Source organism: Streptomyces sp. KL109B (genome assembly GCF_030766935.1).
In the GTDB taxonomy this organism is placed as follows: domain Bacteria; phylum Actinomycetota; class Actinomycetes; order Streptomycetales; family Streptomycetaceae; genus Streptomyces.
In genome coordinates this window covers 210,821-232,658 of record NZ_JASERL010000010.1, presented here as the reverse complement: position 1 = coordinate 232,658, position 21,838 = coordinate 210,821, and the positions used below count along the sequence as shown (strand labels likewise).

Annotated in this window: 18 protein-coding genes; 11 read left to right on the top strand and 7 right to left on the bottom strand. The window is 70.2% G+C overall.

Annotated features, from left to right (window positions below):
* Positions 1 to 27: 27 nt before the first annotated feature.
* The 5 genes from nirB to RBJ65_RS30140 all read left to right on the top strand — a co-directional run bounded on the left by nirB (position 28) and on the right by RBJ65_RS30140 (position 8,020).
* Complete coding sequence (nirB, locus tag RBJ65_RS30160) at positions 28 to 2,835, top strand: nitrite reductase large subunit NirB (RefSeq protein WP_306323038.1); 2,808 nt, start codon at positions 28 to 30, stop codon at positions 2,833 to 2,835.
* 135 nt (positions 2,836 to 2,970) lie between these two features.
* On the top strand, positions 2,971 to 4,404 hold the full coding sequence (locus RBJ65_RS30155) for a NarK family nitrate/nitrite MFS transporter (protein WP_306323039.1): 1,434 nt from the start codon (positions 2,971 to 2,973) through the stop codon (positions 4,402 to 4,404).
* A 231-nt stretch (positions 4,405 to 4,635) separates the two neighbouring features.
* A complete protein-coding gene (gene pflB / locus RBJ65_RS30150) occupies positions 4,636 to 6,906 on the top strand; it encodes a formate C-acetyltransferase (protein ID WP_306323040.1) in 2,271 nt (756 codons plus the stop codon).
* Positions 6,907 to 6,954: 48 nt separating this feature from the next.
* A complete protein-coding gene (gene pflA, locus RBJ65_RS30145) occupies positions 6,955 to 7,767 on the top strand; it encodes a pyruvate formate-lyase-activating protein (protein ID WP_306323041.1) in 813 nt (270 codons plus the stop codon).
* A 22-nt stretch (positions 7,768 to 7,789) separates the two neighbouring features.
* On the top strand, positions 7,790 to 8,020 hold the full coding sequence (locus tag RBJ65_RS30140; protein ID WP_306323042.1) for a hypothetical protein: 231 nt from the start codon (positions 7,790 to 7,792) through the stop codon (positions 8,018 to 8,020).
* Positions 8,021 to 8,069: 49 nt separating this feature from the next.
* Here RBJ65_RS30140 and mscL read toward each other — a convergent pair whose 3' ends face one another.
* From mscL to RBJ65_RS30110, 6 genes are all read right to left on the bottom strand, one after another.
* Complete coding sequence (gene mscL, locus RBJ65_RS30135) at positions 8,070 to 8,534, bottom strand: large conductance mechanosensitive channel protein MscL (RefSeq protein ID WP_372341429.1); 465 nt, start codon at positions 8,532 to 8,534, stop codon at positions 8,070 to 8,072.
* A gap of 117 nt (positions 8,535 to 8,651) precedes the next feature.
* Positions 8,652 to 9,206: an RcpC/CpaB family pilus assembly protein gene (locus tag RBJ65_RS30130; protein ID WP_306332186.1), complete on the bottom strand. Its 555-nt coding sequence runs from the start codon at positions 9,204 to 9,206 to the stop codon at positions 8,652 to 8,654.
* Between the two features lie 172 nt (positions 9,207 to 9,378).
* Entirely contained in the window at positions 9,379 to 10,242 is an 864-nt protein-coding gene (locus RBJ65_RS30125; protein WP_306323543.1) for an S-methyl-5'-thioadenosine phosphorylase, read from the bottom strand.
* Positions 10,243 to 10,326: 84 nt separating this feature from the next.
* Positions 10,327 to 10,674 carry an FmdB family zinc ribbon protein gene (locus RBJ65_RS30120; protein WP_306323544.1) on the bottom strand — a complete coding sequence of 116 codons (348 nt, stop codon included), beginning with the start codon at positions 10,672 to 10,674 and terminating at the stop codon, positions 10,327 to 10,329.
* 69 nt (positions 10,675 to 10,743) lie between these two features.
* Positions 10,744 to 12,030 (bottom strand): MFS transporter, encoded by a 1,287-nt coding sequence (locus RBJ65_RS30115; protein WP_306323545.1) that lies wholly within the window; start codon positions 12,028 to 12,030, stop codon positions 10,744 to 10,746.
* A gap of 235 nt (positions 12,031 to 12,265) precedes the next feature.
* Entirely contained in the window at positions 12,266 to 13,840 is a 1,575-nt protein-coding gene (locus RBJ65_RS30110) for a potassium/proton antiporter (RefSeq protein WP_306323546.1), read from the bottom strand.
* A gap of 181 nt (positions 13,841 to 14,021) precedes the next feature.
* On the opposite strand from RBJ65_RS30110, the gene RBJ65_RS30105 reads away from it, so the two are divergent.
* Complete coding sequence (locus RBJ65_RS30105) at positions 14,022 to 16,775, top strand: penicillin acylase family protein (protein ID WP_306323547.1); 2,754 nt, start codon at positions 14,022 to 14,024, stop codon at positions 16,773 to 16,775.
* A gap of 69 nt (positions 16,776 to 16,844) precedes the next feature.
* Here RBJ65_RS30105 and RBJ65_RS30100 read toward each other — a convergent pair whose 3' ends face one another.
* The gene (locus tag RBJ65_RS30100) at positions 16,845 to 17,480 is read right to left on the bottom strand and encodes a 5-formyltetrahydrofolate cyclo-ligase (protein WP_306323548.1); all 636 of its coding nucleotides are present in this window, start codon (positions 17,478 to 17,480) and stop codon (positions 16,845 to 16,847) included.
* 94 nt (positions 17,481 to 17,574) lie between these two features.
* Here RBJ65_RS30100 and galU point away from each other — a divergent pair, with 94 nt between their 5' ends.
* The 5 genes from galU to RBJ65_RS30075 all read left to right on the top strand — a co-directional run bounded on the left by galU (position 17,575) and on the right by RBJ65_RS30075 (position 21,669).
* Positions 17,575 to 18,477, top strand: coding sequence for a UTP--glucose-1-phosphate uridylyltransferase GalU (gene galU, locus RBJ65_RS30095; protein ID WP_306323549.1), 903 nt, complete (start codon positions 17,575 to 17,577; stop codon positions 18,475 to 18,477).
* A 77-nt stretch (positions 18,478 to 18,554) separates the two neighbouring features.
* Positions 18,555 to 19,901 (top strand): gephyrin-like molybdotransferase Glp, encoded by a 1,347-nt coding sequence (gene glp / locus RBJ65_RS30090; protein ID WP_306323550.1) that lies wholly within the window; start codon positions 18,555 to 18,557, stop codon positions 19,899 to 19,901.
* Positions 19,902 to 19,943: 42 nt separating this feature from the next.
* The gene (gene moaC, locus RBJ65_RS30085; protein ID WP_306323551.1) at positions 19,944 to 20,444 is read left to right on the top strand and encodes a cyclic pyranopterin monophosphate synthase MoaC; all 501 of its coding nucleotides are present in this window, start codon (positions 19,944 to 19,946) and stop codon (positions 20,442 to 20,444) included.
* Positions 20,441 to 21,004 carry a molybdenum cofactor biosynthesis protein B gene (locus RBJ65_RS30080; protein ID WP_306323552.1) on the top strand — a complete coding sequence of 188 codons (564 nt, stop codon included), beginning with the start codon at positions 20,441 to 20,443 and terminating at the stop codon, positions 21,002 to 21,004. The genes moaC and RBJ65_RS30080 overlap by 4 nt, the downstream gene beginning before the upstream one ends.
* Positions 21,001 to 21,669 (top strand): GNAT family N-acetyltransferase, encoded by a 669-nt coding sequence (locus RBJ65_RS30075; RefSeq protein WP_372342334.1) that lies wholly within the window; start codon positions 21,001 to 21,003, stop codon positions 21,667 to 21,669. The genes RBJ65_RS30080 and RBJ65_RS30075 overlap by 4 nt, the downstream gene beginning before the upstream one ends.
* Positions 21,670 to 21,838: the final 169 nt, after the last annotated feature.

The following is a 21,838-nucleotide window of genomic DNA, read 5'->3' as shown; positions in this document are numbered from 1 at the left end:
CCATCTCGCACCCCCGGAGCGCCCACCATGCCCCTGAATCTGGTCCTCATCGGTCACGGCATGGTCGGCCACCACCTCCTCGAACTCCTCGCGGACCGCGGCACCCTCGACGCCTGGCACGTCACCGTCCTCGCCGAGGAGGACCGCCCGGCCTACGACCGCGTCCACCTCTCCTCCGCCTTCACCGGCACGGACCCCTCCGAACTCGCCCTCGCCGAGCCCGAGTTCATGGCGAAGCACGGCATCGACCTGCGCCTGGGCGACCCGGCCGAACACATCGACACCGCCACCCGGACCGTCACCACCACCTCCGGCGCCACCGTCGACTACGACGCCCTCGTCCTGGCCACCGGCTCGTACCCCTTCGTCCCGCCGATCGACGGCGCCGACGCCCCCGGCTGCTTCACCTACCGCACCCTGTACGACGTCGAGACCCTCACCGAGTACGCGGCCCGCGAGGGCACCCGTACCGGCGTCGTCATCGGCGGCGGGCTGCTCGGCCTGGAGGCGGCCGGGGCCCTGCGCACGCTGGGCCTCGCCACCCACGTCGTCGAGTTCGCCCCGCGCCTGATGCCGCTCCAGGTCGACGACGGCGGCGCCGCCGCGCTGCGCGCCACCATCGAGTCGATGGGCGTGGACGTGCACACCGGCGTCGGCGCCCGCGCGGTGGAGACCGACCCCGACGGCTCGGCGTGCGCCCTGGCGCTGACCGACGGCCGCACCCTCGACGCCGACGTCGTCGTCTTCTCGGCGGGTGTACGCCCCCGCGACCGGCTGGCCCGCGAGGCCGGGCTCGCCGTCGGCGACCGCGGTGGCGTCGTGGTGGACGGGCACTGCCGGACCACGGACCCGTACATCTACGCGATCGGCGAGTGCGCGCAGACCGCCGACGGACGGGTCTACGGCCTCGTCGCCCCCGGCTACCAGATGGCCGAGGCCGCGGCCGACGCCCTCGCGGGGGAGGGCGCCACCCTCTTCACCGGCGCCGACACCTCCACCAAGCTGAAGCTGATGGGCGCCGACGTGGCCTCCTTCGGCGACCCGTTCGCCTGCGAGAGCGGGCGGGGCGCGCAGGGCGTGGACGGTGAACAGGGCGAGGCCATGGCGGTCGTCTTCTCCGACTCCCGCGAGGGCGTCTACAAGAAGCTCGTCCTCGGCCCCGACGGCCGTCTCCTCGGCGGCATCCTGGTCGGCGACGCCACCGCCTACGGCACCCTCAAGCCGCACGCGGGCCGCACCCTCCCCGGCTCCCCGGAGGCCTATATCGTCCCGGCCGGCGACGCGGAAGGCCCGGCCCTCGGTGCCGACGCCCTCCCCGACGACGCCGTGGTGTGCAGCTGCCACAACGTCACCAAGGGCGCCGTCCGCGCGGCCGTCACCGCCGAGGGCCTCACCGACATCGGCGGCATCAAGCGGTGCACGAAGGCCGGCACCGGCTGCGGCGGTTGCGTCGGCACGCTCCAGTCCGTCCTCGACGCCGAACTCGCCGCGTCCGGCGTCGAGATCGCCCGCGGCCTGTGCGAACACTTCGACCTGACCCGCGCCGAGCTCTACGACCTCGTCCGCGCCGAACGCATCGCCTCCTTCAGCGAGTTGCTGGCCAAGCACGGCACGGGTGGCGCGGGGATCGCCGACGGCTGCGCCGTCTGCAAGCCCGTCGTCGCCAACATCCTCGGCACCCTCGCCCCCGAACTCGGCCTCACCCACATCCTCCAGGGCGAACAGGCCGCCCTCCAGGACTCCAACGACCTCTTCCTCGGGAACCTCCAGAAGGACGGCACCTACTCCGTCGTCCCGCGCGTCCCCGGCGGCGAGATCACCGCCGAGCAGCTCATCGCGATCGGCGAGGTCGCCCGCGACCACGGCCTCTACTCGAAGATCACCGGCGGTCAGCGCATCGACCTCTTCGGCGCGCGCAAGGAGCAACTGCCCGCGATCTGGCGGAGGTTGGTCGCCGTCGGCCTGGAGTCCGGGCAGGCGTACGGGAAGTCGCTGCGCACCGTGAAGTCCTGCGTCGGCTCGAAGTTCTGCCGCTTCGGGCAGGGCGACTCCGTGCAGCTCGCCATCGACCTGGAGCTGCGCTATCGCGGGCTTCGCACCCCGCACAAGATCAAGGGTGGCGTCTCCGGCTGTCTGCGCGAGTGCGCCGAGGCCCGCGGCAAGGACATCGGCGTCATCGCCACCGCCGGCGGCTGGAACCTCTACGTCTGCGGCAACGGCGGCACCAACCCCCGCCACGCCGACCTCCTCGCCACCGACCTGACGCGGGACGAACTCCTGCGCCTGACCGACCGGTTCCTCATGTACTACGCGCGCACCGCCGAACGCCTGGAGCGCACCGCCCCCTGGTTCGAGCGGATCGGCGGCCTCGACCACCTGCGCGCGGTGCTGATCGACGACTCCCTCGGCATCTGCGCCGAGTTGGAGGCCCAGCTGGACCGGCACGTCGCCGCCTACCGCGACGAGTGGCAGGCCGTGCTCGACGACCCGGCCGCCCTCGCCCGCTTCGAGGCGACGTCCGAGGCCGATCCCCGCTTCCTGGAGCCCGGCCGCGGCCGCCCCGCCGTGCTGCCCGACGGCACCGAGGCCGCCCTCTTCAAGGACGCCTCCGGCACCGTCTACGCCGTCGACGCCCGCGACCCCTTCTCCGGCGCCGACGTCATCGCGAACGGCATCATGGGCACCCGCGGCGGCGCCCCCGTCGTCGCCTCCCCGATGCACAAGCAGGAGTTCGACCTGCGCACCGGCGCGTGCCTCGACGACCCGTCCGTGCGCCTCGCGGTCCACGAGGCCCCCGAGGTTCCCGAGGTTCCCGAGGTTCCCGAAATGGGCTGAGCGCAGGGACCTTGGTCGCCCCGCACGCGGTGCCATTGGGGTGCTCGCGGGGCGACCAACGGCTCTTACCCCGTCTTTATCCCGGCGTGAATCTGGAGAGGCAAGGAAACCCCTCCTCACCACCAGGAACACGTCATGAGTCCTGCAGTCCGGGACGCCGCCGCGGTCGACGACGTCACCCGTTCCTACGATCCCCAGCAGTACCGGCCAGGCCGGACTATCACCGACTGGGAACCCGAGAACGAACTGTTCTGGAAGTCCGTGGGCAAGCGGGTCGCCACCCGCAACCTGTGGATAGCGGTCCCCGCCCTCCTCGTCGCCTTCGTGGTGTGGCAGGTGTGGAGCGTCACCGCGACCAACCTGGCCGACGTCGGCTTCAGCTTCAGCACCTCGCAGCTGTTCTGGCTGACCGCCGTCCCGGGTCTGACCGGCGGTACGGCCCGGATCTTCTACACCTTCCTCGGCCCGCGGATGGGCCAGCGGCGCTTCACCGCGCTCTCCACGGTCGTCCTCGTCATCCCGCTGGTCTGGCTCGGCCTCGCGGTGCAGGACACCTCGACCTCGTACGCCACACTGGTCGCCATCGCGGCGCTGTGCGGCTTCGGCGGTGCCAACTTCTCCTCGTCGCTCGCCAACATCGGCTTCTTCTACCCGAAGCGGGAGAAGGGCAACGCCACCGGCATCAACGGCGGCCTCGGCAACCTCGGCGTCTCCGTCGTCCAGCTGCTGACCCCGATCGTCATCACCTCCTCGGCGATCGCCCTGGGCTCCGCCCAGCACAAGGCGGACGGCTCCCCGGTGTGGCTGCAGAACGCCGCGTTCCTGTGGGTCCCGGTCCTGCTGGTCCTGGCCGTCGTCGCCTGGTTCGGCCAGAACGACCTCAAGGTCGCGGCCACCCCGTTCAAGCAGCAGAAGGTCATCTTCAAGCGCAAGCACAACTGGCTGATGACCTGGCTCTACGTCGGCACCTTCGGCTCCTTCATCGGCTTCGCCTCCGCCCTGCCGATGCTGATCAAGACGACCTGGACCCCGATCGACGCCGCCTACACGGCCGCCACCTACGCCTGGATCGGCCCGGCCGTCGGCGCGCTCGCCCGCTGGGGCGGCGGCTGGCTCGGCGACAAGCTGGGCGGCGCGCGCGTCACGATCCTCTCCTTCGTCGGCATGGCCGCCTCGATCATCGGCGTCATCAACTTCATGCCGTCGAACGGCCAGGGCGGCTCCTTCGCGGGCTTCCTCCTCTGCTTCTACGCGGCCTTCCTCTTCAGCGGCATCGGCAACGGCTCCACGTTCCGCCAGATCCCGGTGATCTTCCGCAACCAGCACCTGAAGGGCCTGACCGAGGGCACGCCCGAGTACACGAAGGCGCTCAAGCAGGCCGAGATGGAGTCCGGCGCCGTCACCGGCTTCACCGCCGCGATCGCCGCGTACGGCTTCTTCTTCATCCCCGCGATGTTCGCCAACTTCGCGGTGACCAGCGCCCTGTGGTGCTTCGTGGGCTTCTACGCCACATGCGTCGTCGTCTGCTGGTGGTACTACGCCCGCAAGAACGCCGAATCCCCCAGCTGACCTGTAACACGGGATTTCGACGAAATTCTTGTGAATGCGTTCACAAGCGAACTTGGGTCGAAAGTCCCGAAGGAAAACCCAGGTCAGAGCGTTAATCCCGGCTCGCGCCGGTCCGGAATGAGGCCCAATGGCCCCGAACTCGGGACTATTGCGGCCCGCCGGACCGGCCGGGCGGGAGTCCAATGAATACGTAGCAACGAACCGGTCGAAGAGATGGGGAAGGTGCCGCAGATGACTGCCACTCCCGCGGAAATGACGACACACGGCGAGGCCTGGGACGGCTTCAGGGGCGGGCTGTGGCGGGACGCCATCGACGTCCGCGACTTCGTTCAGCAGAACTACGCCCCCTACGAGGGCGACGGCTCCTTCCTCGCGGGACCGACCGAGCGCACAACCGCCGTATGGGACAAGCTCCTTGGAATGTTCCCGGACGAGATCGAGCGCGGCGTCCACGACGTCGACGTGAAGACCCCGTCCCGGATCGACGCCTTCAGGCCCGGCTACATCGACGGCACCCCCGCCGACCACACCGACCTCATCGTGGGCCTGCAGACCGACGCCCCGCTCAAGCGCGCCATCATGCCCAACGGCGGCTGGCGCATGGTCGAGGGCGCCCTCAACGCGTACGGCTACGAGGCCGACCCCGAGGTCCGCGAGATCTACACCCACCTCCGCAAGACCCACAACGAGGGCGTCTTCGACGCGTACACCCCCGAGATCCGCGCCTGCCGCTCCTCCGGCATCATCACCGGCCTCCCGGACGCCTACGGCCGCGGCCGCATCATCGGCGACTACCGCCGCGTCGCCCTCTACGGAGTCGACCGCCTCATCGCCGCCAAGCAGGCCGACAAGGACAAGCTCGGCGCCGAGTGGCCCACCGAGCACGTCATTCGGGACCGCGAGGAGATCTCCGAGCAGATCAAGGCGCTGGGCGAGCTCAAGGCGATGGCCATGTCGTACGGCTACGACATCTCCGGCCCGGCCACGACCGGCCGCGAGGCCGTCCAGTGGCTGTACTTCGGCTACCTCGCCGCCGTGAAGGAGCAGAACGGCGCGGCCATGTCGATCGGCCGCATCGACAACTTCCTCGACATCTACCTGCAGCGCGACATCGAGGCCGGCCGGATCACCGAGTCCGAGGCCCAGGAGTTCATCGACGACTTCGTCATCAAGCTCCGCATCGTCCGCTTCCTGCGCACCCCCGAGTACAACGACCTCTACTCCGGCGACCCCACCTGGGTCACCTGGTCGATGGCCGGCATCGGCGAGGACGGCCGCCCGCTCGTCTCGCGCACCACCTTCCGCGCCCTGCAGACCCTCTACAACCTCGGCCCGGCCCCCGAGCCGAACCTGACGGTCTTCTGGTCGCGCGAACTCCCCAAGGGCTTCAAGGACTTCGCCTCCCAGGTCGCCATCGACACCTCGGCCATCCAGTTCGAGTCCGACGAGCTGATGCGCCCCAAGTACGGCGACGACACCGCCATCGCCTGCTGCGTCTCCGCGATGGCCGTCGGCAAGCAGATGCAGTTCTTCGGCGCCCGCGTGAACGTCGCCAAGGCGCTGCTCTACGCGATCAACGGCGGCCGCGACGAGAAGTCCGGCAAGCGCGTCGTCGAGGGCTTCGAGCCCATCGAGGGCGAGTACCTCGACTACGAGACCGTGGCCCGGCAGTACGACGCGATGCTCGACTGGCTGGCCAAGACGTACGTCCACGCGCTCAACGTCATCCACTACATGCACGACAAGTACGCCTACGAGCGCATCGAGATGGCCCTGCACGACCAGGAGATCCTGCGCACCATGGCGTGCGGCATCGCGGGTCTCTCGGTCGCCGCGGACTCCCTCTCGGCGATCAAGCACGCCAAGGTCAAGGTGATCCGCGACGAGACCGGCCTCGCCGTCGACTACGAGATCGAGGGCGACTACCCGGCCTACGGCAACAACGACGACCGCGCCGACGCCATCGCCCAGCGCATCGTCCACGGCTTCATGGAGAAGGTCCGCAAGCACCCCACCTACCGGAACGCCGTGCACACCCAGTCGGTGCTCACGATCACCTCGAACGTCGTCTACGGCAAGAAGACCGGCAACACCCCGGACGGCCGCCGCGCCGGCACCCCGTTCGCCCCCGGCGCCAACCCGATGAACGGGCGCGACGAGCACGGCTACATCGCCTCCGCCCTGTCGGTCGCGAAGCTGCCCTACGACGACGCCGAGGACGGCATCTCGCTGACCAACACGATCACCCCGGACGCCCTGGGCCGCACTCCCACCGAGCGGATCGGCAACCTGTCCGGCGTGCTCGACGGCTTCATGGCCAGCGACGGCTTCCACATGAACGTCAACGTCCTCAACAAGGCGACCCTGGAGGACGCCATGGAGCACCCGGAGAACTACCCGCAGCTCACCATCCGGGTCTCCGGCTACGCGGTGAACTTCGTCCGCCTGACGCGCGAGCAGCAGCTGGACGTCATCAACCGCACGTTCCACGGCTCCCTCTGAGCCCGGCCTCCCGACCGACACACCCTGAAGGACACGGAGAGGAACGTCATGACCGTGCTGCTCACCCAGAACCCCAGGATCATGGGCGCGAACGACGCCGCTACCCCGGCCGCCGCCGCGACCCACCGGCCCATCGAGGGCTCGGTGCACTCCTGGGACCTGTCGACCGGCGTCGACGGGCCGGGCACCCGCTTCGTGACGTTCCTCTCCGGATGCCCGCTGACCTGCCTGTACTGCCACAACCCCGACACCTGGAAGATGCGCAACGGCAAGCGCACCTCGGCCGACGACATCGTCGCGGAGGCCGCCAAGTACACCCGGTTCATCGAGGCGGCCGGCGGCGGCGCCACCATCAGCGGCGGCGAACCGCTGCTCCAGCCGGTCTTCGCCGGGGAGCTGCTGCACCGCTTCAAGCACGAACTGGGCCTGCACACCGCCCTCGACACCTCGGGCTTCCTCGGTGTGCGCGCCACCGACGCGCTGCTGCGCGACGTGGACCTGGTGCTGCTCGACATCAAGTCCTGGGACCGCGCCACCTACAAGCACGTCACCGGGCGCCCGCTGCAGCCCACCCTCGACTTCGCGCACCGGCTCGCCGACCTCGGCAAGAACGTGTGGGTGCGCTTCGTGCTCGTGCCCGGCCTGACCGACGACCCCGCCAACATCGAGGGCGTCGCCGCCTTCGCGGGCTCCCTCGGCAACGTCTCCCGCGTCGACGTGCTGCCCTTCCACAAGCTCGGCGAGGCGAAGTGGCAGGCGCTCGGCAAGACCTTCACGCTGCACGACACCCCCTCGCCCACCCCCGAGCAGGTCGCCGCCGCCAAGTCGATCTTCGAATCCCACGGCCTCACGGCGGTCTGAGCCGCCGACGTACCCTGGAGCCATGAGCAGCCCCGCCCCCGACCCCGACGAGCGCGATCCGAAGAACCGCGACGTGCAGAAGCGTGATCCGAAGAAGCGTGACCCCAAGGCCGCGCTGATCTTCGACGATCCGCTGACGGCGCAGTCCTCCGACGACACGGACCGTGGCTGGGGCGAGCGGCCGACGGCCGGGGACAACAGCGCCGCCGACCTGGCCCGCTTCCTCGACGAGAAGCCGCCCCACCACCTCTGAAGCGCCGCCGAGAGCCCCGCCAGGACCGTCAGGACCGCCAGGACCGGCCCTAGGGCTCGGTGTGCCCCGAGCCGCGCTGCGCCACGAGCGAGTCGCGGATCTCCTTGAGCACCTCCAGCTCGGTGACCTCCAGGACCTCCTGGGTGCCCTCCTTCTCGGCCTTCTTCGCGGCCTGCCGGGCGAGGTACTTGGCCATCGGCAGCACCATCAGGAAGTACACGACGGCGGCCGTGATCAGGAAGCTGATGGCGGCGCTGATGATCGAGCCCCACATGATCTCGATGCTGTCCTCGCTGCCGGGCGTGCACGAACCCTTCAGGCAGTACGAGTACTTGTTCAGGTCCTGCGTGCCGAACGCGCCGACGATCGGGTTGATGACCCCTTCCACCACAGCGTTCACGATGTTGGTGAAGGCGGCGCCGATGACCACGGCGACCGCGAGGTCGATCACATTGCCGCGCATGAGGAAGGCCTTGAAGCCTTCCCACACGCTCGGTTCGTTGTTCTCGCTCACCAGAAGGCCTCTCTTCACATGTCCAGGTTGTGGAGCAAACGCTTCCGCAACCTACGACAGTTCGGGTCAGACCTGTCCAATTCGGTAGCTCGAACGGGGGACTTGGGGAGACGTACGTCACCACACCGTCACCGCCAGCCGGGAAGCGGCACCGGCCCCCGCGAGCCGTGCCGCGGTCGCACGCCCCACCGTCAGCACCACCAACGCCCCGCCCGCCGCCGAGGTTTCGCCGACGCCGCTGTCTTGACCGAGAGTTGGCCCCGGCTTCGGCACGGACGTCACCCGCGCCCCGGACGCCAGCACCCGCACGCCCGGCCCGCCGTCCGCCCGCGCCGCCACCACGTCGACCCGGTCGCCCGGCCGCAGCAGCCGCACCGCCCCCGCGTCCGCGATCCGCACCGGCGCCGACACCGCGGGCGCGGAAGCGGTGACCCGCTCGCCCGGCGCCGCCCGGCCCCGCGGCGGCTCGGGCCCGCGCCCCGCGCCGGACGAGGGCACCGCGGCAGCCAGCGCCGCCGCGGTCAGGGCGAGACCCACCGCCGCGGAAGGACCGCGCCGGCGCCTGCCCGAGCGCCCCGACCGCCACCGCGCGCCGCGTACGCGCACGGGAGGGAAGGACGGCACCTCGGACGTCGGGGGAATGCTGAGCTCGTACGAGTCGGATGCGGACACAGTCGCCACCGCCTGCGGATCGGTCGGGCCGGACGGACACCGCGCCCGTCTCGCCGACCACGATCCGCCTCGGCGGCGCATCCCGCTGAGCCCCGTGTGCTACCGAGCGGTTGTGGACAACTCCCTCACCGGAACGGGGAATTCGGCCACGGCCGGGCCTACCGCCCCGCGATCACGGCAGCCGGAACCCCGGATCCATCCCGCCCAGCGCCCCCACGCACAGGCAGTCCCGCTCCGTGTTCGCCGGCAGCCCCGCCACCGCGTCGAACAGCACAGTCCGCAGCCGGTCCACATTGGCCGCGAACACGTGCAGCACCTCGTCGTGCGAGACGCCCTCGCCGCTCTCCGCGCCCGCGTCCAGGTCCGTGACGAGGGTCAACGACGTGTAGCAGAGCTCCAGTTCACGGGCGAGCATCGCCTCCGGGTGCCCGGTCATCCCGACCACCGACCAGCCCATGGCCGCGTGCCACGCCGACTCGGCGCGGGTGGAGAACCGCGGCCCCTCGACCACCACGAGCGTCCCGCCGTCCACCGGCTCCCAGTCCTTGCCGCGCGCCGCCTTCACCGAGACCCGGCGCCCGGCCGGGCAGTACGGGTCGGCGGGGGAGACGTGCACGACGTTCGGCACCGAACCGTCCGGGAGCGGCTCCCCGTCGAAGTAGGTCTGCGCCCGGGACTTCGTACGGTCCACGAACTGGTCGGGAACGAGCAGCGTGCCCGGACCGTACTCGGGCCGCAGTCCGCCCACCGCGCACGGGCCGAGCACCTGGCGCACGCCCACCGAGCGCAACGCCCAAAGGTTGGCGCGGTAGTTGATGCGGTGCGGCGGCAGATGGTGGCCGCGGCCGTGCCGGGGCAGGAAGGCGACCCGGCGCCCCGCCACCTCACCGAGGAAGAGCGAGTCGCTCGGCGGGCCGTAGGGGGTGTCGACGCGGACCTCGGTCACGTCGTCCAGGAACGAGTAGAAGCCGGAGCCGCCGATGACACCGATCTCGGCGTCGGCGCTTGCGTTCACGTTCGTCGGGTTGGTCGCCATAGGGCAGCACAGTAATCACGCCGGGAACGCGAAAGACCCTGTCGTCCGAAGACGACAGGGTCTCGTAAGACTTCGCGGCGCCGCTTACGCGGCGGAGGACGTCGAAGAAGAAGAGGTCGACGAGCTCGAAGAGGACGACGTCGAGGACGTCGAGGACTTCGACTCGGAGGACGACTTGGAGTCCGACGACTTCGTCTCGGAGCCGGACGACTCGGACGACTTCGAGGCCGACGCCGGGCTGCTGCTCGACGAGGAGCCGCGGCTGTCATTGCGGTAGAAGCCGGAGCCCTTGAACACGATGCCGACGGCCGAGAACACCTTCTTCAGGCGGCCCTGGCAAGCAGGGCACTCGGTCAGGGACTCGTCGGTGAACTTCTGCACCGCCTCGAGGCCCTCGCCGCACTCGGTGCACTGGTACTGGTAAGTCGGCACTGTGTCTTCCTCCTGGCACTCTCACTCATTGAGTGCTAACGACGGTCCATAGTGACCTATTCCGCGGGATCAGTCCACTGTCACGGGCTCGCGGTGACCCACACCACGTGCCACGGTCCGCCCCACGGACGGCGGCACGAGCCGCGAGCGCAGCAGGAACATGACCACCAGGGCGAGCACCGTGCCGCCCATCGGGACGAGGAATCCGGCGCCGTCCCAGAGCCGGTCCTCCAGCTGCCCGGCCACCGACACGGCGGCCGCCTGACCGAGTGCGACCGCCCCGGTCAGCCAGGTGAAGGCCTCGGTCCTCGAACCCGCGGGGACGATCTTCTCGACGAGCGTGTAGCCCGTGATCAGGGACGGCGCGATGCACACGCCGACCAGCAGGCCGAGCCCGGCGAGCAGCACCACGGACTGCGCCGCCCACAGCCCCGAGGCCATGACGGCGAGGGCCGTGTAGCCGACGAGGAGGCGCCGCTGCGGGGCGACCTTCCACGCGATGGCGCCGCAGACGAGGCCCGAGAGCATGTTGCCCGCGGCGAAGATCCCGTACAGGACTCCGTTGAGACCGGGCTCGCCGATCGACTCGGTGTACGCGGCGAGGGAGACCTGCATGCCGCCGAAGACGGAGCCGATGCCGAGGAACGTCACGATCAGGACGCGCACACCGGGGACCCGCAGCGCGGAGGTGTGCCGCACGCGCGCGTGCTCCTCAAGGCCCGCCACGGGCGGCTGGGTGCCCTTCTGGGCGGCGAACAGCAGCCCGCCGACGAGCGTGAGCGCGGCCTCGGTGAGCAGGCCCGCGGCCGGGTCGATGCCGGTGCACAGGGCCGTCGCGAACAGCGGGCCCAGGACGAAGGTGAACTCGTCGGTGACGGACTCGAAGGCGGCGGCAGTCTGCATCAGGGGCGAGCCGTGCAGCTTCACGCCCCAGCGCGCCCGCACCATGGGGCCGACCTGTGGCGTCGAGGCGCCCGTGGGCACGGCCGCCGCGAACAGCGCCCACGTGGGCGCCCCGGACAGCGCGAGCGCGGTGAGCGTGAGGCCCGAGACGGAGTGCACGAGCACGCCGGGCAGCAGCACGGCGCGCTGCCCGAACCGGTCGGCCAGCTTGCCGCTGTAGGGCGCGAAGAGCGCCATGGAGACACCGGTCGTCGCGGAGACCGCGCCCGCGGTGCCGTAGGAGCCGGTGGTGTGCTGCACGAGCAGCACGATGGAGATCGTCAGCATCGCGAACGGCTGCCGCGCCGCGAAGCCGGGAAGCAGGAACGTCCAGGCCCCGCGGGTGCGCAGGAGCTGCCCGTAGCCCGGGCGCTTGCCGCCGGGGGTGTGGGTGACCGTGTCCTTCTGTGGCACGGTCCTCGCCTTTCTGCCGCCTGGTAGCGCGCGCCTCCTGGTCGAGGGGTGCGCGCCGAGAGCCGTCCTCATGCGCCGGGAACCGAGTGATACCTACGGTCCGCGCCAGGAGAGGCCCTGGGCCAAGCAGTTCAGGCGCTGCGAAGCACAGTGCTGCGAGGGGACCGCGGCCGCTTTGCGGTCGCGCCGGCTCTACGTCAGGCAGAGTCGGTCGTACATGGTCTGTGCATCCATGCTAACGGGCATCCGGGGTCCGAGGGACCCTGCGGACATTCCGGGACCCCTGCCGGGCGTCCTGCCGCTCCGGTCCCAGCCAGCCGGCCAGCTTGCCGCCCACGGAAACGGCCCGCAGCCGCGCCTCCGCGGCGTCCCGCACCGGGTCGGTGGCGACCACCAGGAGCTCGTCGCCGTGGCGCAGCACGGTGGTCGGGGCGGGCACGAAGGAGGCCCCGTCGCGGACGACGAGGGTCACGGCGGCGCCCTTGGGCAGCCGCAGTTCGCCGACCTCCACGCCGTGCATCCGCGAGCCCTTGGGGACGGAGATGGACAGCAGGTGTCCGCGCAGCCGCTCCAGGGGCGCCGATTCGATGCCGAGGTCGGCGGCGTCGTCGGAGGCGCTCAGGCGCAGCTTCCCGGCGAGCCACGGCAGCGTAGGACCTTGGATGAGGGTGTAGACGACGACCAGGACGAAGACGATGTTGAAGATCCGCTGGCTGTCGGCGACGCCCGTGACCATCGGGATCGTCGCCAGGATGATCGGTACGGCGCCGCGCAGGCCCGCCCACGACATGAGGGCCTTCTCCGGCCACGGTATGCGGAACGGCAGCAGGCTGACGACGACCGACAGGGGCCGCGCGACCATCGTGAGGACCAGGCCGATGAGGAGCGCGGGCACGATGTCGTCGGCCAGCGCGTGCGGGGTGACCAGCAGGCCGAGCAGGACGAACATGCCGATCTGCGCGATCCAGCCGAGCCCTTCGGCGAAGCCGCGGGTGGCCGGCCAGTGCGGCAGCTTGGCGTTGCCCATCACCATGGCGGCCAGATAGACGGCGAGGAAGCCACTGCCGTGGGCCATGGCGCCCGCGGCGTACGCGACGGTGGCGATGGCGAGGACGGCGATCGGGTAGAGGCCGGAGGCGGGCAGCGCCACGTGCCGCAGCCCGTAGGAGCCGAGCCAGCCGACCGCGAGTCCGATGGCGGCGCCGATCGCGAGCTCCAGGGCGATCTCGCCGACGAGGACGTACCAGTGCTCCATGGGGCCCGTGGCGGAGAACGCGACGACGAGGATGACGACAGGGGCGTCGTTGAAGCCCGACTCCGCCTCCAGGACGCCGGTCACGCGGGCCGGAAGCGGCACTCTACGTAGGACGGAGAAAACGGCCGCCGCGTCCGTGGAGGAGACCACCGCGCCGATGATGAGCGCCTGTTGCCACTCCAGGCCCACCAAGTAGTGCGCGCCCGCGGCCGTCACGCCCACGCTCACCGCCACACCCACGAGCGACAGGGCGGCGGCAGCGGGGAGGGCGGGCCTGATCTGTTTCCACTTCGTGCCCAGACCGCCCTCGGCGAGGATCACGACGAGCGCCGCGTAGCCGATGACCTGCGTCATCTCGGCGTTGCTGAAGGAGACGTTGCCGATCCCGTCCTGACCCATGAGGACGCCGATGCCGAGGTAGAGCAGGAGGCTCGGCAGTCCGCTCCGTGACGAGATACGCACGGCGGCGACCGCCACGAGCAGCACGAGTGCGCTGACGAGCAGGAGCTGGTTGAGGTGGTGGACAGTCAGGGGCCGTTCCTTCCATAGGGGCACTGCGACAGGGGGAGTTACTTCGTTACCTTACCTAATCGTTAACGCTTTCTTGATGCCGGTTACGTCACGCCGCTCTCCGTAGAGGGCCGCTTCCCGACTCCGCGTCCGGAGCCGCACCCCACTGCTCGTAAGGTTGCTCTCGCCCTCCCCGCCCGGTTAGCGAAGGACAGCAAGGACCGCGATGCCCGACACTACGAACGCCTCTGCCGGTGGCCCGCCCGGCAAGAAGAAGGGGCGCCGAGCCCGACTGATCGTGATCGTCCTCGTGTTGGCCGTTCTCGCGGGCATCGGTTTCGGTGCCTACTGGAGCGTCGACAGCGTCCGCGCCTCCATGCCGCAGACGACCGGGTCCATCCAACTCGACGGGCTCGACGGACCGGTGCAGGTGAAGCGGGACGGCTACGGGATCCCGCAGATCTACGCGTCCACGGACCACGACCTGTTCATGGCGCAGGGCTATGTACAGGCGCAGGACCGGTTCTACGAGATGGACGTGCGGCGCCATACGACCTCCGGTCGGCTCTCCGAGATGTTCGGCAAGGGCCAGGTCAAGACCGATGAGTTCCTGCGCACCATGGGCTGGCACCGGGTGGCGCAGAAGGAGTACGACTCCAAGCTGTCGCCCGCGACCAAGAAGTACCTCCAGGCGTACTCCAAGGGAGTCAACTCCTACTTGGGCGGCAAGAGCGGCAAGGACATCTCCGCCGAGTACGTCGCGCTCGGCTTCGAGAACGACTACAAGCCGCAGAAGTGGTCCCCGGTCGACTCGGTGGCCTGGCTCAAGGCGATGGCCTGGGACCTGCGCGGCAACATGCAGGAGGAGATCGACCGCTCGCTGATGACGAGCCGGCTCGGCCCGAAGCAGATCGCCGACCTGTACCCCGACTACCCGTACACGCGGCACAAGCCGATCGTGCAGGAGGGCGGCTACAACAGCGCCACGAAGTCCTACGACGCGTCCGCACAGGGCGGCACGGGCACGCGGACGGCCGGGGCGGCGGGCACCGGCCTCGCGGGCGGCACAGCGGCTCCCAGCGGCCTCCAGAGCCAGCTCGGCGGCCTCTCCGACGTCCTGGACAAGATTCCCGCCTCCGCGGGCCTCGGCCCCAACGGCAACGGCATCGGCTCCAACTCCTGGGTGGTCTCGGGCGACCACACCATCACCGGGAAGCCGCTGCTCGCCAACGACCCGCACCTGGCGCCGCAACTGCCGTCCGTCTGGTACCAGATGGGCCTGCACTGCACGAGCGTCTCCAGCAAGTGCCAGTACGACACGTCCGGTTACACCTTCGCGGGCATGCCCGGCGTGGTCATCGGCCACAACCAGAACATCTCCTGGGGCCTGACCAACTCGGGCGTCGACGTCACCGATCTCTACCTGGAGAAGTTCAGCGGCGACGGCTACCTCGTCGACGACAGGACGGTGCCCTTCAAGACCCGCAAGGAGACCATCAAGGTCGCGGGCGGCGACTCCAAGACGATCACGATCCGCGAGACGGACAACGGCCCGCTGCTGTCCGACAGAAACTCCGAACTCGTCAAGGTCGGCAAGAAGGCCGGCGTGGACGCGGCGGCCCCCGACCGCGGCGACGGCTACGGCGTCGCGCTGCGCTGGACCGCGCTGCAGCCGGGCAACACCATGGACGCCGTCTTCAACCTCGACAAGGCGTCGAACTGGTCCGAGTTCCGCAAGGCCTCCGCCGACTTCGAGGTGCCCTCGCAGAACCTCACGTACGCCGACACCGAGGGCAACATCGGCTACCAGCTGCCGGGCCGGATCCCCACCCGCGGCGAGGGCGACGGCTCGCTCCCGGCTCCCGGCTGGGACTCCAAGTACCGCTGGACCGGCTACATCAAGCAGGACGAGCTGCCCTACGAGTTCAACCCCAAGCGCGGCTACATCGTGACCGCCAACCAGGCCGTGGTCGACGACGACTACCCGTACACGCTGACCAAGGACTGGGGCTACGGCACCCGAAGCCAGCGCATCACCGACCTGATCGAGTCGAAGATCAAGGACGGCGGGAAGATCTCCACCGACGACATGCGCACCATGCAGATGGACAACAGCAGCGAGATCGCCAAGCTGCTCGTGCCCTACCTGCAGAAGATCGACATCAAGGACCCGGACGTCCGCGAGGCGCAGCAGCTCCTGGAGAACTGGGACTACACCCAGAACCCGGACTCGGCCGCCGCGGCCTACTTCAACTCCGTGTGGCGCAACATCCTGAAGCTCGCCTTCGGCAACAAGCTGCCCAAGGAGCTGCGCGTGGAGGGCCAGTGCCTCAGCGTCGAACCGGTCGACAAGACCGGCCCCGCCGACGAGGACCGCGAGGTGCGCGAGTGCGGCGAGCGGGCGCCCGACCAGGCGCAGCCGGACGGCGGCGACCGCTGGTTCGAGGTCGTCCGCAAGATCATCAAGGACGAGAAGAACGACTGGTGGAAGACGCCGGGCAGCCGCACGAACGACCCCACCAAGAACCGTGACCAGCTGTTCCGGCGCGCCATGGAGGACGCCCGCTGGGACCTCACGGCCAAGCTCGGCAAGGACATCGACACCTGGAGCTGGGGCCGCCTGCACAAGCTGCAGCTGAAGAACCAGACCCTCGGCACCGAGGGGCCCGGCTGGCTGCAGTACGTGCTCAACCGCGGCCCCTGGAAGCTGGGCGGCGGCGAGGCGGCCGTGAACGCGACCGGCTGGAACGCGGCGGGCGGCTACGGAGTCGACTGGGTGCCGTCCATGCGGATGGTGGTCAACATGGAGGACCTCGACAAGTCCAAGTGGATCAACCTCACGGGCGCCTCGGGGCACACCTTCAGCGACCACTACACGGACCAGACCGACAAGTGGGTCAAGGGTGACCTGCTGCCGTGGAACTTCTCCAAGAAGGCCGTCGGCGACAGCACCGAGGACACGCTGGTCCTCAAGCCGTAGCCGGGCAGTAGTTACGTAGAAGGGGCCTCCACGCGCGCGTGGAGGCCCCTTCTACGTAACCCGGCGCCCTCAGGCGAAGCGCCGCACGCCCGTGGGCGTGACGACGGCGTCCACGGCCTTGTCGTGCGTCTCCTCCGGGACATGCGCGACGACCTCGCTGTCGTGCAGCAGCACCACCAGGGCGGGCCGCGCACCGGCCGCCTCCAGGCGCGCGAGCACCCTGTCGTACGAGCCCCCGCCGCGCCCCAGCCGCATCCCGCGCGCGTCCACGGCGAGCCCCGGCAGCAGTACGGCGTCCGCCTCCAGGACGGCGTCCGGGCCGAGCCGCTCGCCGCCCGGCTCCAACAGGGCGATCTTCCCCGGATGTTGCACGCTCGCGAGCGACCCGGCCCCGTCGTACACACCCCAGTCCAGGTCGTTGTCGGGCAGCAGGACCGGCAGCAGCACGCGCGTGCCACGCGCGCGTAGGGCGTCGAGAAGCGCGCCCGTCCCCGGCTCGCCTCCTACGGAGACGTACGCGGCCACGGTGCGGGCCTTCGCCAACTCGTCGAGTTCGAGCGCCTGTCGGGCGACGGCCCGCTCCGTCTCCCGTACGTCATCGGGCGTCAACGCGTTCCTCACCTGGAGGAACTCCCGCCGCAATGAACGCTTGTCAGGGTGGGCGCCGCGCGGGCCATCCGTGGGCTCACTCGTGTGCGGACTCATAGCCGGTTCACAAACCTCTCCTATTCGACGCATATATGTGCCTACAAAGCGGACCCACAGATTCCGCCCATAGCGGCCGGATATGGTGACCCGCATGACTGACGCGCACACCAGGATCACCAAGGCTGTCATCCCCGCAGCGGGCCTCGGCACCCGGTTCCTGCCCGCCACGAAGGCGACACCCAAGGAGATGCTCCCGGTCGTCGACAAGCCGGCGATCCAGTACGTGGTCGAAGAGGCCGCGTCGGCGGGTCTCGGCGACGTACTGATGATCACAGGTCGCAACAAGCGCCCCCTGGAGGACCACTTCGACCGCAACCACGAGCTGGAGGCGGCCCTGGAGAAGAAGGGCGACGCGCGCCGCCTGGCCAAGGTCCAGGAGTCCAACGACCTCGCCACCATCCACTACGTGCGCCAGGGCGACCCCAAGGGCCTCGGCCACGCCGTCCTGTGCGCCGCCCCGCACGTCGGCGACGAGCCGTTCGCGGTCCTCCTCGGCGACGACCTGATCGACCCCCGCGACCCGCTGCTGCGGAAGATGGTCGAGGTCCAGGAGGAGCACGGCGGCAGCGTCATCGCGCTCATGGAGGTGGAGCCCTCGCAGATCCACCTCTACGGATGCGCGGCGGTCCAGGCCACCGAGGACGGCGACGTCGTGAAGGTCACCGACCTCGTGGAGAAGCCGGACCCGGCCGACGCCCCCTCCAACTACGCGATCATCGGCCGCTACGTCCTCGACCCGGCCGTCTTCGACATACTGCGCAAGACCGAGCCGGGCCGCGGCGGCGAGATCCAGCTCACCGACGCCCTCCAGCAGCTCGCTCACGACGAGAAGGTCGGCGGCCCCGTGCACGGCGTCGTCTTCAAGGGCCGCCGCTACGACACCGGCGACCGCGGCGACTACCTCAAGGCGATTGTCCGACTCGCGTGCGAACGTGAGGACCTGGGCCCGGAGTTCCGCGCCTGGCTGCGCGGCTACGTCGCCGAGGAGGTCTGACGCCTCGCTCCGCGGCCGGCCCGTGGTAATAACGCCGGGGTACCAGCAACACCGGCACGAGGAGCAGGGGAGCAGCAGTGAACAGTTTCGGTTCCACGACGGACCAGGCGCAGATCTGGTCGGTGGACGAGCACCTGGAGGACATCCTCGGCACCGTCCAGGCGCTCGACCCCATCGACCTCCAACTCCTCGACGCACAGGGCTGTGTGCTCGTCGAGGAGGTCACGGCCGCGCTGTCACTGCCGCCCTTCGACAACAGCTCGATGGACGGCTACGCGGTGCGCGTCGCGGACGTCGCGGGCGCGAGCGAGGAGTTCCCCGCCGTGCTCACGGTCATCGGCGACGTCGCGGCCGGCCAGGCCGAACAGCCCACCGTGGGCCCCGGCGAGGCCGCCCGCATCATGACCGGCGCCCCGCTGCCGCCCGGCGCCGAGACCGTGGTCCCCGTGGAGTGGACCGACGGCGGCCTCGGCGCGGGCCCCGCCACCACCATGACCGCCCACAGCGCCGCCCCCGAAGGCGCCACCGGCGAGGTCCGCGTGCACCGCCCCGCCGAGGCACGCGCGCACGTACGCGCGCAAGGCAGCGACGTACAGGCAGGCGACCGCGCGCTCACCGCCGGCACCGTCCTCGGCCCGCCGCAGATCGCGCTGCTCGCAGCCATCGGCCGCGGCACCGTACGCGTACACCCGCGCCCGCGCGTGGTCGTCGTCTCCACCGGAAGCGAACTCGTCCAGCCCGGCGAGCAGTTGGCGCAGGGCCAGATCTACGACTCCAACAGCTTCGCCCTCACCGCCGCCGCCCGCGACGCCGGAGCCATCGCCTACCGGGTCGGCGCGGTCTCCGACGACGCCGAGACGCTCCGCTCCACCATCGAGGACCAGCTGATCCGCGCCGACCTCGTCGTCACCACCGGCGGCGTCAGCGTCGGCGCGTACGACGTGGTGAAGGAGGCCCTGACCGGCATCGGCGACCCGGACGAGGAGGAGGGCATCGGGGCGGGCAGCGGCGTCGAGTTCCGCAAGCTCGCCATGCAGCCCGGCAAGCCGCAGGGCTTCGGCTCCATCGGCCCCGACCACACCCCGCTGCTCGCACTGCCCGGCAACCCGGTCTCCTCGTACGTCTCCTTCGAGCTGTTCGTACGCCCCGCCATCCGAGCCCTGATGGGCCTGCCCGCGGACTCCGTGCACCGCCCCGCGGTCCGCGCGAAACTGACCGCCGACAAGGCGCTGACCTCGCCGTCCGGCAAGCGCCAGTTCCTGCGCGGCAGCTACGACGCCGAGGCCGGCGAGGTCACCCCCGTCGGCGGCGCAGGTTCGCACCTCATCGCGGCGCTCGCCCACGCGGACTCCCTGATCGTGGTGCCCGAGGACGAGACGTCGGTGGAGCCGGGGACCGAGGTGGACGTGGTCCTGCTGGGCTGACCCGGCCGATTGTCGGAGGCGCGCGATAGCGTGTCGCGCATCATGAGCACTTCACAGGACCAGCAGGACGAGCCCGGCCACCTCACCCACATCGACGAGGCGGGCGCCGCCCGCATGGTCGACGTGTCGCAGAAGGACGTCACCGCGCGCACCGCCCGCGCCAGCGGCCGCGTCCTCGTCTCGCCGCGCGTGGTGGAGCTGTTGCGCGGCGAGGGCGTGCCGAAGGGGGACGCGCTCGCGACGGCGCGGATCGCGGGAATCATGGGCGCCAAGCGCACCCCCGACCTGATCCCGCTCTGCCACCCGCTGGCCGTCTCCGGCGTGAAGCTCGACCTGTCCGTGGCGGACGACGCCGTGGAGATCCTCGCGACCGTGAAGACGACGGACCGTACGGGCGTCGAGATGGAGGCCCTCACGGCGGTCTCGGTCGCCGCCCTCACCGTCGTCGACATGGTCAAGGCGGTCGACAAGGGGGCCGTCATCTCCGACGTGCGGGTCGAGGAGAAGACGGGCGGCAAGTCCGGGACCTGGAGCCGCTCATGAGCACCACGAACACCACGGGCAGCTACCGCGCCCTCGTCGTCACGGCCTCCAACCGGGCCGCCGCCGGGGTCTACGAGGACAAGGGCGGCCCGCTCATCGCCGAGGGCCTCAGAGAGCTGGGCTTCGACGTCGAGGGCCCCCAGGTCGTGCCGGACGGCGATCCGGTCGAGGCCGCGCTGCGCGCCGCGGTCGAGACGGCGTACGACGTCGTGGTCACCACCGGCGGCACCGGTATCTCGCCCACCGACCGCACCCCCGAGGCCACCGCCCGCGTCCTCGACCGCGAGGTACCGGGCATCGCGGAGGCGATCCGTGCGTACGGCCGGGAAAAGGTGCCCACCGCGGCGCTCTCGCGTGGCCTCGCCGGGGTCGCCGGGCGCACACTGATCGTGAACCTGCCCGGTTCCAGCGGGGGAGTGAAGGACGGTCTCGCCGTCCTCGCACCGCTGCTGACCCACGCCGTCGACCAGATCCGCGGCGGCGACCATCCGCGAAGCGATTCCGGACCCGACAGAAGCGATCCCAGACCTGACGCCCAGGCACCCGGGGGTGCGCACTGAACAGCCCGTCGTGGCCCGTCGTGCTGGCGGAGGGCGAAGTCGTCCTTCGCCCCATAAAGCTGCGCGACCAGCGTGCCTGGCGTGAAGTGAACCGGCGCAACCGCGACTGGCTGCGCCCCTGGGAGGCGACCATCCCGCCGCCCACCCCGAGCGGCCCGGTCACGCACCGCCCGACATACCGTCAAATGGTGCGCCACCTGCGCTCGGAGGCCAACGCCGGGCGGATGCTGCCCTTCGTCGTCGAGTACCAGGGCCGCCTCGTCGGGCAGTTGACCGTCGCCGGGATCACCTGGGGCTCGATGTGCTCGGGCCACGTCGGGTACTGGGTGGACCAGTCGGTGGCGGGCCGCGGCGTGATGCCGACGGCCGTCGCGCTCGCGGTCGACCACTGCTTCAAGGCCGTGGGGCTGCACCGCATCGAGGTCTGCATCCGGCCGGAGAACGGGCCGAGCCGAAGGGTCGTGGAGAAACTCGGATTCCGCGAGGAGGGGCTTCGGCCACGATATCTTCACATCGACGGAGCCTGGCGCGACCATCTCGTCTTCGCACTCACCGCCGAAGAGGTTCCGGAAGGCCTCGTCAAGCGCCGCCGTCGCGCCCGCCGCGGCAACACCGCAGGTCCGGGCGCATCCAGCACGATCGATCCGGGCGCCCCCTCGAAATGAAATAAATGTTCGAAAATGATCGATGGGGCACTCTCGGGGCCCAATGAATTCCCTCAAAGGTCGGCCCGCTGATCACATCCCTCGCAAAAAAGCTCGGATTATCAGCCAGATCGTGCGACACACCGACTCAATTGGCGGATGGCCCCGCGCAAACCCCTCTACGGTGTGT